The sequence below is a fragment of the Crossiella sp. CA-258035 genome, assembly GCF_030064675.1.
Taxonomy (GTDB): Bacteria; Actinomycetota; Actinomycetes; order Mycobacteriales; family Pseudonocardiaceae; genus Crossiella.
The window spans coordinates 4,662,778-4,675,596 of sequence record NZ_CP116413.1 but is presented as its reverse complement, the minus strand read 5'-3'; the positions used below and the strand labels follow the sequence as shown (position 1 = coordinate 4,675,596).

At 72.2% G+C, this 12,819-nt stretch carries 13 protein-coding genes; 11 read left to right on the top strand and 2 right to left on the bottom strand.

Features of this window, described 5'->3' with window-relative positions:
- Positions 1–34 precede the first annotated feature (34 nt).
- Entirely contained in the window at positions 35–1,012 is a 978-nt protein-coding gene (locus N8J89_RS21275) for a helix-turn-helix domain-containing protein (protein WP_283658743.1), read from the bottom strand.
- 84 nt (positions 1,013–1,096) lie between these two features.
- Between N8J89_RS21275 and N8J89_RS21270 the strand changes: the two genes are divergently transcribed.
- The 9 genes from N8J89_RS21270 (at position 1,097) to N8J89_RS21230 (ending at position 11,437) form a co-directional block, all read left to right on the top strand.
- Positions 1,097–1,960: an NAD(P)-dependent oxidoreductase gene (locus tag N8J89_RS21270; protein ID WP_283658742.1), complete on the top strand. Its 864-nt coding sequence runs from the start codon at positions 1,097–1,099 to the stop codon at positions 1,958–1,960.
- Between the two features lies 1 nt (position 1,961).
- Positions 1,962–2,561, top strand: coding sequence for a DinB family protein (locus N8J89_RS21265; RefSeq protein ID WP_283658741.1), 600 nt, complete (start codon positions 1,962–1,964; stop codon positions 2,559–2,561).
- Positions 2,562–2,598: 37 nt separating this feature from the next.
- On the top strand, positions 2,599–3,489 hold the full coding sequence (locus N8J89_RS21260; RefSeq protein ID WP_283658740.1) for a GNAT family N-acetyltransferase: 891 nt from the start codon (positions 2,599–2,601) through the stop codon (positions 3,487–3,489).
- 57 nt (positions 3,490–3,546) lie between these two features.
- Positions 3,547–4,716: an FAD-dependent monooxygenase gene (locus tag N8J89_RS21255; protein WP_283658739.1), complete on the top strand. Its 1,170-nt coding sequence runs from the start codon at positions 3,547–3,549 to the stop codon at positions 4,714–4,716.
- 190 nt (positions 4,717–4,906) lie between these two features.
- Positions 4,907–6,043, top strand: coding sequence for a GNAT family N-acetyltransferase (locus N8J89_RS21250; protein ID WP_283658738.1), 1,137 nt, complete (start codon positions 4,907–4,909; stop codon positions 6,041–6,043).
- Entirely contained in the window at positions 6,040–7,206 is a 1,167-nt protein-coding gene (locus tag N8J89_RS21245; protein WP_283658737.1) for a LuxE/PaaK family acyltransferase, read from the top strand. Before N8J89_RS21250 ends, N8J89_RS21245 begins: the two co-directional genes overlap by 4 nt.
- The gene (locus tag N8J89_RS21240; RefSeq protein WP_283658736.1) at positions 7,203–9,725 is read left to right on the top strand and encodes an acyl-CoA reductase; all 2,523 of its coding nucleotides are present in this window, start codon (positions 7,203–7,205) and stop codon (positions 9,723–9,725) included. The genes N8J89_RS21245 and N8J89_RS21240 overlap by 4 nt, the downstream gene beginning before the upstream one ends.
- A gap of 86 nt (positions 9,726–9,811) precedes the next feature.
- A complete protein-coding gene (locus N8J89_RS21235; RefSeq protein WP_283658735.1) occupies positions 9,812–10,219 on the top strand; it encodes a hypothetical protein in 408 nt (135 codons plus the stop codon).
- Between the two features lie 129 nt (positions 10,220–10,348).
- Complete coding sequence (locus N8J89_RS21230; RefSeq protein WP_283658734.1) at positions 10,349–11,437, top strand: alpha/beta hydrolase; 1,089 nt, start codon at positions 10,349–10,351, stop codon at positions 11,435–11,437.
- Here the strand turns inward: N8J89_RS21230 and N8J89_RS21225 are convergent.
- On the bottom strand, positions 11,430–12,062 hold the full coding sequence (locus tag N8J89_RS21225) for an NAD(P)-dependent oxidoreductase (RefSeq protein ID WP_283658733.1): 633 nt from the start codon (positions 12,060–12,062) through the stop codon (positions 11,430–11,432). The two genes, N8J89_RS21230 and N8J89_RS21225, sit on opposite strands and share 8 nt — an antisense overlap.
- Before the next feature lie 100 nt (positions 12,063–12,162).
- On the opposite strand from N8J89_RS21225, the gene N8J89_RS21220 reads away from it, so the two are divergent.
- Positions 12,163–12,534, top strand: coding sequence for a winged helix-turn-helix transcriptional regulator (locus N8J89_RS21220; protein ID WP_283658732.1), 372 nt, complete (start codon positions 12,163–12,165; stop codon positions 12,532–12,534).
- Positions 12,531–12,815: a hypothetical protein gene (locus N8J89_RS21215; protein ID WP_283658731.1), complete on the top strand. Its 285-nt coding sequence runs from the start codon at positions 12,531–12,533 to the stop codon at positions 12,813–12,815. The genes N8J89_RS21220 and N8J89_RS21215 overlap by 4 nt, the downstream gene beginning before the upstream one ends.
- Positions 12,816–12,819 lie beyond the last annotated feature (4 nt).

Genomic DNA, 12,819 nt, shown 5'->3' with positions numbered 1-12,819 from the left:
GACAGGGAGTTCACTACCTCTGGTTAGGTGGAGGTCAAGCGGTGTAGGCACGGCGGTAGTCGGTGGGCGCGATGCCCAGGTGCGCGGTGAAGTGCCGCCGCAGGTTGGCCCCGCTGCCCAGGCCGCAGCGCTCGCCGACCTGCTCGACGGAGAGCGCGGTGGTCTCCAGCAGGGCCTGGGCGTGCGCGAGGCGCTGGCCGAGCAGCCATTGCAGCGGGGTGGTGCCGGTGGCCTCGTGCAGGCGGCGGAAGAAGGTACGCTGGCTCAGTCCGGCCCGCCGGGCCAGCTGGGCCACGGTCAGCGGGCGGTGCAGGTTGCGGGTGGCCCACTCCAGCACCGGGGCGATGCTGTCGTCGTCGGTCTCCGGCACATGCCGGGTGACGAACTGGGCCTGCCCGCCGGTGCGGTGCGCGGGCACGCAGAGCTGGCGGGCGAGCTGGTTGGCCACGTGCGCGCCGAGGTCCTGGCGCACCAGGTACAGGCACAGGTCCAGGCCGGCGGCCGCGCCCGCGCTGGTCAGGATCTGGCCCTCGTCGATGTAGAGCACCGAGTCGTCGACCTCGACCTTGGGATAGCGGCGGGCCAGTTCGGCGGTGTAGTTCCAGTGCGCGGTGGCCCGGCGGCCGTCCAGCAGCCCGGCCTCGGCCAGCACGAAGGCCCCGTTGCACAGCGCGGCGATCCGCGCCCCGGCCTCAGCGGCCTCCTGGAGTTCCTTGACCAGCAACGGATCCAGGGGTTCGGTGCCGTGCAGCACGGCCTCGGGCACCGAGGGCACGATGATGGTGTCCGCGCCGCGCAGTCCCTCCAGGCCGTGCTCGGGGTGCAGCACGAACCCGTGCTCAGCCCTGGGCAGGTCGGGCCGCATGCCGCACAGGCGGGTGCGGTACCAGGGATCGGCCAGGTCGGGGTGGTCCACGCCGAAGACCACGCAGGCCAGGCCGACCTCGTAGACGTCCCACAGCGAGGGCGCCTCGTCCTCGGCCACCACGATGGCCACGGTGCCGGTGCTCATGCCCGGCAGCCTATGGCAGTAATCGTGCGGATGTCGGCATTTCTGCCACTGTTGATCTCCGCGTGCAGGGTTGAGGCTGGTCAGGTGACTGAATACGACGTGACCGTGCTGGGCCTCGGCCAGATGGGCTCGGCGCTGGCCGCCGCCCTGCTGCGCGCGGGCCACCGCACCGTGGTGTGGAACCGCACCGCCGCCAAGACCGCCCCGCTGACCGCCGAGGGCGCGCACGCCCCGGCCACCGCCGCGCAGGCCCAGGCCGCCAGCCCGGTGGTCATCGCCTGCGTGCTGGACTACCCGGCCCTGCACGAGGTCCTGGACCCCGCCGCGCTGGCCGGGCGCACCCTGGTCAACCTCACCTCCGGCTCCCCCGAACAGGCCCGCGAGACCGCGAAGTGGGCGGCTGACCACGGCATCGACTACCTCGACGGCGGGATCATGATCACCCCGCCGGGCATCGGCAACCCGGAGTCCATGCTGCTCTACAGCGGTTCCCGGACCGCCTTCGCCGCGGCGGAGAAGCTGCTGGCGGCCTTCGGCGAGGCGATCCACCTGGGCGAGGACCCCGGGGTGGCCTCGCTCTACGACACCGCGCTGCTGGGCATGATGTGGTCGACCATGACCGGCTGGCTGCACGCCGCCGCCCTGGTCATCGCGGACGGGGCCACCGCGGCGGAGTTCACCCCGCTGGCCCTGCGCTGGCTGGGTGATGTCAACGGGTTCATCCGCGCCTACGTGCCGCAGGTCGACCAGCGCGCCTACCCGGGCTTCGACGCCACCATCGACGTGCAGCTGGCCACCATCGAGCACCTGGTGCACGCCAGCCAGGTGCGCGGGGTGGACGCCGCGCTGCCCGAGCTGCTGCGCGACTACGCGGCCCGCGCAGTGGCGGAGGGGCATGGCGGCGACGGCTGGGCGCGGGTGATCGAGCTGCTGCGCAAGGCGGCCTGAGGTGCGCTGGCCAACCCTGCTCGACACCGCCGCCAACGACAGCTTCGACGTGCTGACCACGGTCGCGGTCGCGGACGCGGACTGGACCCGCCGGGCCGAGGGCCTGGACTGGTCCTGCCGCACCACCCTGGACCACCTGGTGGAGGGCCTGCTCTGCTACACCGCCCAGCTCGGCACCGGGGCCGCGGACAGCTGGACCGCGCTGCTCGGCGGTCTGCGGCCGGACGCGGCGATCCGGGACTGCCTGGCCGGTGTCCGGGCCGCCGCCGCGCTGCTGTCGGCCGCGGTCCGGCACGCCGATCCGGCCGACCGGGGCTGGCACCCGTGGGGTGTCGCGGACGCGGCCGGGTTCGCCGCGATGGGCATGGTCGAGCTGACCGTGCACACCGGCGACCTGGCCCGCGCGCTCGGCGCGGACTGGCGGCCCGATCCCGGGGTGTGCGCGGCGGCCGTGGACCGGCTGTTCCCGGAGGCGCCCGCGGGTGATCCGGTGGCGGCCCTGTGGTGGTGCACCGGGCGCGGGGAACTGCCGGGGCACCCGCGGCGGCGGGGCTGGCAGTGGCGCGGCGGCGTCCCGGACAGGTCGAGATCGGGTAACTAATTCGCCGTCGCGGCCGGCGAGGCATTTCACTGACCCGATGCATGGCTTCCAGGTCGAACGTCCCGGCTCCGCCGATGTCGCGGAGATCCTCGCGCTGGTGCACGCCAGCGACATCGCCGCGGTCGGGTTCGCCGACTTCGACGAGTCCGAGGTGGTCGCCGCACTCGGTGCGTCCTGGGTGGTGCGCGACCGGGACGGCCTGGCCGTGGGCTGGGGCTACCTCGACCCGCCCGCCGCGGCGGCCGAGGAGGTCAGCTGCGAGGCCTACGCCCGTCCCGGCGCGGACCCGGCCGTGCAGGCCGAGCTGGTCCGGCTGTTGCTGGACCAGCTCGCCGAGCGCGCGCCGGTGACCGCCAGGTCGGCCGCCACGCCCGGCGAGACGGCCTACATCCGGGTGCTGGAGCAGGCCGGTTTTGCCTTCGAGCGGCAGCACGCGCGGATGACCCGGCCGCTTACCGGTGACGAGCAGCGGCCGGATCCGGTGCCCGGCTACACCCTGCGCAGGCTGAACTCCGGCGAGCTGGTGGAGTGCCACGAGCTGCTGCGCACCGCCTTCACCGGCGCCGGCCAGACCTTCCCCGCCACCCTCGGCGAGTTCGCCGACACCCCGGGCATCCGGTGGGCGGAGACCCTGGTCGCCGAGGCCGACAGCGGCGACCTCGCCGGGGCGGTGGTGTCCTCCGGGCAGTCGCCGGCCAGCGACGAGGGCTGGGTGAAGTGGCTCGGCGTGCTGCCAGGGCACCGCGGCCGTGGCCTGGCCAAGGCGCTGCTGGCCGGCGCCTTCGCCGCCTACGCCGAGCAGGGCCTGGGCAGGGCCGGGCTCGGCGTGGACACCACCAACCCGACCGGGGCCTACCGGCTCTACGAGTCGCTCGGCATGACCCCGGCCTACCTGACCAACATCTACCGGCAGGTCATCACCGGCTGACCAGCCCTGTCAGTCGATGGTGCGCGGCCGGTCAGCGGGTCCGGCCAGGCTGCGCCCATGACCAATCGCAACGTGCTCATCTCCGGCGCCAGCATCGCCGGTCCCGCCCTGGCCTTCTGGCTGCGCCGCTACGGCTTCAACCCCACCGTGGTCGAACGCGCCCCCGCCCTGCGCGAGGGCGGCTTCGCCGTCGACTTCCGCGGCCCGGTGCACCTGGAGGTGCTGCGCCGCATGGGCATCCTGGACGCGGTGCGCGCGAAGCAGACCGACGCCGGGGAGATGATCGTGGTGGACCGGGACGGGCGGCGGCTGGCCGGGCTGCCCGCCTACTTCACCTCCGGCGAGGTGGAGATCCTGCGCGGGGACCTGTCCCGGATCATCTACGACCGCACCAAGGACGAGACCGAGTACGTCTTCGGCGACTCGATCAGCTCGCTCACCGAGACCCCCGACGGGGTGGAGGTCACCTTCGAGCGCGGCGCGCCGCGGACCTTCGACCTGGTGATCGGCGCGGACGGGCTGCACTCCGCCGTGCGGCGGCTGACCTTCGGCGAGGAGTCGCAGTTCCTGCGGCACCTGGGCTACTACGTGTGCGGGTTCTCCATGCCGGACCATCCCGGCCTGGACAACCACAACCGGCTCTACAACGAGCCCGGCCGGGGCGCCTCGCTGGGCGGCGTCGAGTCCGGCACGCTGCTGGTCTTCGCCAGCGACCCGCTGGAGTACGACCGGCGGGACCCCCAGCAGCAGATGAAGATCGTCGAGCGGACCTACGCCGGGATGGGCTGGGAGACCTCGAAGATCATCGACGCGATGTGGACGGCGCCGGACTTCTACTTCGACTCGATCAGCCAGGTGCACATCGACCGGCTCTCCAGCGGCCGGGTCGCGCTGGTCGGCGACGCCGGGTACGGGGCGACCTGCGGCGGGCTGGGCACCGGGCTGGCCATCGTGGCCGCGCACGTGCTGGCCGGGGAGCTGCACGCCGCCGACGGTGACCACCGGGTGGCCTTCCGGCGGTATGAGGAGATCATCCGCGAGTACGCCACCGGGTGCCAGAAGACCTCGGAGAACGCCGGACCGTTCCTGTCCCCGCGCACCGCCTTCGGGATCCGGCGGCGCAACCTGATGTACAAGGCGCTCAGCTCCCCCCGGCTTAGTTCTTTCTTTAACAAACTCACTACGAAGGCGGCTGCCGGACTGCGGCTTCCCTCCTATCCGCGTTGACCTGCTTCCCACACCTCGCACGAATTACGACATACGGTGGGATCGGGTTGTGAGCCTGATCGCCCCGTCAGGGCATCGTCGCTGGTCAGATCTTTATCAAAGAAGTCTCAAGGCCTTGCGGGGGCTAGCCTTCGGAATCGCTCCGGTCGACGTCTGAGTCCCGGCCGCATTCCATGAGAAGGAGAGTCGAGTGGGGCCTGTATTCGAACGGGCGCGTCTGGACGACATCGACGAGTTACTCCGGTTGTACCGCCGGGTCTACGGCCGCGCCTACGCGCTGCCGCTGGGCACCGACCCGCAGGTGATGGCCGCCGAGATCACCTCCGACCGCACCAGCTGGCTGGTCGCCAGGGAGCGGAGTGAGCTGGTGGCCTCCATCGTGGGCAACGTCGAACCGGCCGACCGCCTCGGCAAGATGCAGGGACTGGTGGTGCACCCCGAGCACCGGGGTGGCGGGGTGGCGCAGCAGGCGGTCAGCTCACTGGCCGAGCTGATCCTCTCCGACGGGCGCGCGGACTCCGTCTACGGCACCGCGCGCACCACCTCCACCGCCCCGCAACGGATCTGCCTGCGCAGCGGGTTCAAGGCGCTGGGCATCTTCCCGAACCTGCGCAAGGCCGCCCGGCACGAGACCATGGTGCTGCTGGCCCGCCACCAGGAGGGCGTGCTGGAGCAGCGGCACCCGGTGGAGCGGGTCCCGGCCAGTCTCGGCCCGCTGCTGGCGGCGGTCGAGCAGGTCGTGGGCCTGCCCACCCGGCCGGAGCTGGTGCCTGATGTGGAGGTGCCGGTCCAGCGCGGGGAGTCCCCGCCCGCGGAGGTCGAGCTGATCAGCGCGCCGCGGTTCGTGCTGCGCCGCTACAACGACCAGCTGACCAACCCCGGCCGCCGCTTCTACCCCTTCCACACCCCGAACGTGCTGCTGGCCGCGGCCGACGGCTCCTACGAGGTGTTCGCGCACCTGTCCGGCAGCGACGGCTACTGCACGCTGATCGGCGCCAACCCGGACGCGATGGCGGTGGCCCGGCACCTGGACCTGCTGATCTCCCAGCTCAACAACTACGGCGCCTTCTACATCGAGACCCTGGTGCCGCTGCACGCCTTCGACGAGCTGGGCCAGCTGCTCGCGCACGGCTTCCTGCCCGCCGCGGCCTACCCGGCGATGCGCAGGGACGGCGAGCTGTTCCGGGACTACGTGGTGATGGCCCGCACCATGCAGCCGCTGGACTTCCGCGGCCTGGCCATCGACGCGGCGTTCCAGCCGTTCACCGAGCAGTACATCGAAGCCTGGAAACAGATGTACCTCAACACACGCGGGGTGTTCCGGTGAGTTCCTACCTCGGACCGGTCACGGTCCCCGACCCGGCCGCGCTGGCCTCGGTGCAGCGGCTGTGCGACCTGGCCGCCCCCTACGCCGCGGGCGCGGAGGCCGACGAGCTGTTCGTGGCGGCGATGAACGAGTCCAACGCCTGGCACGCCGCGCGCTCGCCGTTCTTCGACTCGCTGTGGCAGAGCAAGGGCCGCCCCCACCTTGAGTCCATTGCGGACATCCAGCGGCAGCCGTTCGTGCACGCGAACTTCTTCAAGATGCACGAGGTCGTCTCCATCCCGCGCGAGCAGGTCAAGCTGCACGTGACCTCCTCGGGCACCACGGGCCAGAAGTCGCAGATGTTCTTCGACGAGTGGACCCTGCGCGCCGGGCAGCGGATGGTGGCCCGCATCTTCGACCACTACGGCTGGATCGACGACAGCCGCGCGGTGGACTACCTGATCTACACCTACCAGCCCAGGCCGGGCCTGAACCTGGGCGCCTCCTTCACCGACAACTACCTCTGCGACTTCGCCCCGGTCAACCGGGTCGAGCACGCGCTGCCCAGCACCGGCACCGGCCACGAGTTCGACGCCTTCGGCGCGATCCGCTCGTTGCTGCGCTCCGCCGAGGACGGCGTCCCTGTGCGCATCCTGGGCTTCCCGGCGTTCCTGTCCTTCACCCTGGACCGGATGCGGAACATGGGCATGAAGCCGATCCAGCTGGACCCGGCCTCGCTGGTGGTCTTCGGCGGCGGCTGGAAGGGCAACGCGGACAAGCAGGTCAGCAAGCCCGAGCTCTACGGCAAGATCGCCGAGCAGCTGGGCATCCCGGACGAGCGGATCCGGGACGGCTTCGGCTCGGTGGAGCACTCGGTGCCGTACATGGAATGCGCGCGGCACAACATGCACGTGCCGGTGTGGTCGAGGGTGCTGATCCGCTCGGTGCGCGAGCTGGCCCCGCTGGGCTACGGCGAACCGGGCTACCTGCAGTTCGTCTCCCCGTTCATCACCTCCGCGCCCGCGCAGAGCGTGCTGATGGGCGACCTGGCCTCGCTGCACGCCCCCGAAGAATGCGGCTGCGGCGCGCCCACGCCGTGGTTCAGGATCCTGGGCCGCGCGGGGCTGAGCCGCAACAAGAGCTGTGCCATCGCCGCCGCCGAACTGCTGAAGGACAAGGGATGAACCAGCACTACTGGCAGGGCGAGTGGGTCGAGGACGCCGAAGCGGACCGCCGCCTGGACACCCTGGAGGAGCTGACCCAGCAGGTGCTCGGCGGTGAGCCGCTGAGCCCGCTGCTGGTGCTGGCCGCCGCGGAGAAGGTGGTCGCCCAGCTCCGCGACACCGAGAGCCCGGTGCGCCGCAGGCTGGCCGACCGGCTCGCCGCCTGGCAGGTGCCTGCCGCCGAGATCGAGGCCACGCTGACCCAGCTCACCGGCGCGCTGAGCCGGGAGACCTTGGAGCGCAAGGTCGTTCGGGAGCTCGGCGGGATCGACCCGGGCAGGCTGACCCGGTTCGACTTCCGGCAGGAGATCTTCGAGGCCTGGGCCCCGGTCGGGCTGCTCGCGCACATCGCGCCCGGCAACGCGCCGGCCGCCGGGGCGATGAGCGGCCTGGAGGGCCTGCTTTCCGGCAACCTCAACGTGATCAAGACCAGCGGGGACGACTCGCGGTTCACCGCCGAGCTGCTGGCCGCGCTCGCCGAGGCCGACCCGACCGGGCAGATCGCGCGCCGGGTGATCGTGCTGCACTACTCCTCGGCCCGCAAGGACTGGCTGGAGCGGATGTGCGCGCCTGCGGACGCGGTGGCGGCCTGGGGCGGCGAGGAAGCCCTCGCGGGCGTCGCCTCGGTGCTGCGGCCGGGCTGTCGCCTGGTGGACTGGGGACCAAAGCTGTCCTTCGCCTACCTGACCGCCGCCACCTGGGTCGACGAGGACACGTTGCGCGCGGTGGCCGGGGACGTGTGCCTGCTCGACCAGCAGGCCTGCTCCAGCCCGCAGGTGATTTACCTCGACACCGAGGACGAGGCCGAGGTCTTCGCCTTCGCCGAGCGCTTCGCCGCGGTGCTGGCCGAGACCGTGGCCAAGACCGAGACCCGCGAGCCCAGCGACCCGGAATGGGCCGAGATCACCAACACCGTGCTGGTCACCCAGCTGGAGGAGCACCTCGGGCTGACCAGGGTGCACGCCGCCGAGGACGGGTCCTGGCGGGTGCTGGCCGACACCCGCTCCGCGCTGCGCGCCTCCCCGCTGTACCGCACGGTGTGGGTGAAGTCCCTGTCCCGCGACAAGATCGCCCAGGTGCTGCGGCCGATGCGCCGGTACCTGCAAACCGTCGGGCTCGGCGCGGACCGCGCGGAGGTGGCGGTGCTGACCCGGGCGCTGATCGGCGCGGGCGTGCAGCGGATCACCATGCCGGGCCGGATGCTGGGCAGCTACGACGGCGAGCCGCACGACGGGGTCTACGCCCTGCAGCGCTACAGCCGCCGGGTGGACGTGCAGCTGGACGAGCGCTTCACCGGGCACGCCTGCCTGGACGACCTGGTCTCCTCCCGGCCGCTGCCGCCGCCCGCGGTGCCGGTGACCACCAAGGCCCGCTTCGACGAGCTGCAGACCGACCTGAGCCGGGCCGAGGTGTTCTTCCGCAGCGGTGGCACCACCGGCGAGCCGAAGCTCTCGGCGTTCAGCTGGGCCGACTACGACGAGCACATGCGGCAGGGCGCGGAGGGCCTGCTGGCCGCCGGGCTGGACCCGCGCACCGACCGCACCATGAACCTGTTCTTCGGCGGCCAGCTCTACGGCGGGTTCCTGAGCTTCTTCTCCGCGGTGGAACGCCTGGGCGCGGTGCAATTCCCGATGGCGGGTCAGCAGAACCTGCACGACCTGGTGGCCAAGTCCATTGTGGACAACCGGGTGGACACCCTGCTCGGCATGCCCAGCTACCTGCTGCGGCTGTTCGACGAGTCCGGGGACACGCTGCGGAACTACCGGGGCGTGCGCAAGATCTTCTACGGCGGCGAGCACTTCAGCGAGCAGCAGCGCCGGTGGCTGACCGAGGAGTTCGGCGTCGAGGTCATCCGCAGCGCCGCCTACGGCAGCGTGGACGGCGGCCCGCTGGGCTACCAGTGCCCGGACTCCCCGGCCAGGGTGCACCACCTCTTCGCCGGCATCCAGACCCTGGAGATCCTGGACCGGGAACAGGACCGCCCAGTCGGCCCCGGCGAGACCGGCCGCCTGGTCTTCACCGCGCACACCCGCCGCGGTCAGCGCCTGGACCGCTACGAGATCGGCGACCTGGGCCGCTGGCTGGCCGAAGACTGCCCGTGCGGCCGGAAGACGCCGAGGTTCGAGCTGCTGGGCCGCTCCGGCGACGTCTTCCGCAGCGGCGGCCACTTCCTCAACTACCGCCGCTTCCTCGCGGTGGCCGCCGAGGCCTTCGCCTACGCCGGCGACCTCCAGCTGGTGCTGGCCGAGGAGGGCGAACGGGAAAGCCTGACCATCCGCCTGGAACAGGGCAGGACGACCCTGGACGCCGAGACGGTGCGGGCGGAGTTCCTGGAGCGCTACCCGGAGCTGATGGTCACCGCGGTCCGCGACGGGCTGGTGGACCTGCACGTGCAGCTGGCCGATCCCGGGGTCTTCGACCGGACCGGGGCCAGCGGCAAGCTGGTCGCGGTGGTCGACCGGCGCGCCCGCAACAGCTGAGCGCGCGGACAGCGGCGGACCGGAACCCCGGGCCCGGTCCGCCGCTGTCCCCCCTGGATGTCAGGCCCGGCACCTACCCTCGGCTCATGAACGCACGCCTCAACGCCCTGCTCGGGCTCTGGCGCTCCCGCGGCCGCACCGTGGACGAGCCGCCGGTCGAGATCATCGGCACCGACGACTACCAGTGGTTCCCCGGTGAGCGTTTCCTGGTGCACCGGGTGGACGTGCGGGTCGGCGGGGAGCACGTGCAGGTGCTGGAGATGATCGGCCCGCACGACCCGGCCACCGACAGCTACCCGATGCGCGCCTTCGACAACCAGGGCGTGTTCAGCGAGATGACCGCGACCGTGGACGCCGACGGGGTGTGGACCTTCGCCGGTCCGGACACGAAGGCGACGCTGCGGATCGGCGAGAACACCATGGCCGCCGCCTGGGAGCGCCTGGTGGACGGGGAGTGGAGGCACTGGATGGACATGGGCTTCACCCGAGCCTGACCGCTCCCGGTCCCCAGGTCGCGGTCGAGGTGCCGGTCGCCCCACGGCAGACTCACAGCCGACTCACAACTTCCTGACAACTCGCCCCTACCGTCGGTGACGGCCACCCGCCCGCCGAAGGGAACTCCCGTGCCCGTGCACACCGCCGCCGTCACCGCCTCCGCCGCGCTGCTGATCGCACTGTCCCCGGCGCTACCCCAGTCCGAGGCCGAGGGCAGCGGGATCGGCACGGTGGCCTACGACCTGGGCCGGGCGGCCTTCCGCACCCCGGCCATGCCCGAGCCCCTGGAGCTGACCGCGGTGGTGCACTACCCGGTGCGGCGCAGCTCGCGGCCCGCGCCGGTGGTGCTGATGCTGCACGGCTCCTGGCACTCCTGCGCCGACAACGCCGAGTGGCCGTGCCAGAGCTCTACGCCGATGCCCAGCCACCGCGGCTACGACTACCTCGGCCGGGCGCTGGCCCAGCGCGGGATCATCGCGGTCTCCATCGCGGCCAACGCGGTGGAGGGCCAGTGGAACAAGCTCGGCGCCACCGGCCCCGACCGGCCCATGCAGCCCTACCAGGCGCGCGCGGACCTGATCAACAAGCACCTGGCGATGTGGCAGCGGCTGGCCGCCGCCGGCGAGGGCGAGCTGGCCGGGCGGTTCACCGATCCGGACACCGGCGCGCCCCGCGAGGTCGACTTCCGCGGCCGCGCCGACCTGAGCCGGGTCGGCACCCTCGGCCACTCCAGGGGCGGCAAGGCGGTGATGTGGCAGGCGGCCGACCGCGAGCGCGGCAAGGTGCCGCCGGGGGTGCGGGTGCGGGCGGTGCTGCCGGTGGCCCCGGTGTACTTCCCGCTGGTGGAGGGCGATGTCAGCGACGGGCTGGTGACCACGGCGCCGGTGCGGGTCCTGGTCAGCACCTGTGACGGCGCGATCGGCGAGGTCGGCCGCAGCTATGTGCGGGACGCGCTGGCCGCCGGGACCAGGTTCCCGGCCTCGGCCAGCACGTACCGCGGTGGCAACCACAACTTCTTCAACACCCAGTGGTCACCGGAGAGCGGCCAGCAGCACGCCTACGACGACGCCCCCGGCAAGGACGAGGACCCGCCGCTGCCCGCCGGTCACTGCCGCCAGCCTGCCGACGGCGAGGTGGTGCGACAGCTGACCGAGTCCGAACAGCGGGACCGGGCCACCGACGAGGTGGTCAAGTTCTTCACCCACGCGCTCAGGTGAGCGGGTGGACCGCGACCTGCCTGCCGTGGTGGCGCGGGGTCTCGATCTCCTCGACGACCGCGGCGGCGAAGTCCACGCCGGAGAGCGCGCCTTCCGGTCGCGGCCAGCCAGGGGTGACGAACCCGCCGTCGGTGCGGTGGCCGGTGCGCCCGGCGGCGAAGTCGAACTCGCCGATCGGGCTGAGCACCAGCCAGTCCAGGCCCGGCGTCCCGGCCAGCACCGCCGAGCCGGCCGCGTGCCCGAGGCAGAACGGCCGGTACTCCGCGGGGAACTCCGGCGAGTCCAGCAACCGGACCCCCGGCGCGGACTCCAGCAGCACCGCGATGCCCAGCACCAGCACCCGCACCCCTGGCACGGCGGCCAGCGCGCGGGCCGCGGCGGGGTAGAACTCGGCCGGGTCGGCGCTGACGTCGTAGACGGTGCTGACCGCCACCTCGTGGCCGGGCACCAGCGCGGCCACGGAGTCCGGGTCGGTGACGTCACCGGCGACCACCCGGCCGGACAGGTCGGGATGCCGGGCCGGGTCGCGCACCACCGAGGTCACCTGGTGGCCCCGGGCCAGCGCCTCGGCGGCCACCAGTCGCCCGACCCGGCCGCCCGCGCCAAAGATGATGATCTTGCTCATGTCTGCCCCAGTTCGTCCACACCATGCTGATCACGGCTCTGAGCTGGACGGTATCCACGGCATACTTGTTACTTCAAAGGTACTTGGTTACCGTCCGGCCATGCCCGAGCCGCTGCCGCCCGACCTGTTCGACCCGGCCTGCCCCTCCAGCGCGCTGCCCTTCCGGATCGGCGACAAGTGGACCGCGATGGTCATCCGCTGCCTGGAGCACGGGCCGCGCCGCTTCACCGAGCTGCGGGTGCCGATGGCGCGGGTGACGCCGAAGGTGCTCACCGAGACGCTGCGCGCGATGGAGCGCGACGGCATGCTGACCCGCACCCACCACCCGGAGATCCCGCCGAGGGTGGAGTACGAGCTGACCGAGCTGGGCCGCTCGCTGCTGGGCCTGCTGGACTCCTGCTGCGCGTGGGCCGAGGTCCATCTGCCGCAGGTGCTGGCCGCGCGGGAGAAGCACGAACAGGCCTCGGCGTGACCGAGATCCGCTGGCGTTCCTTCCGGGAGAGCTGGACCGACCACCTGGGCCGGGTGTGGACCAGGGTGAAGCCGCGTCAGCTCTCGGCCAGGGAGGCGCGTCCGTTCGCGCTGCGGGAGTCCGCGCTGGTGGCGCTGGAGTCGGCGGATCCGGACCTGGTCTGGCTGGAGCTGCCCGCGCGGCGGGAGTTCTGGGCCACGCGGGCGGAGTCCGGGCACGCCTTCAGCAGGTGGCGCGCGGACACCGGCGAGCTGCTGCTGATGATCACCGAGGAGTGCTAGGCCG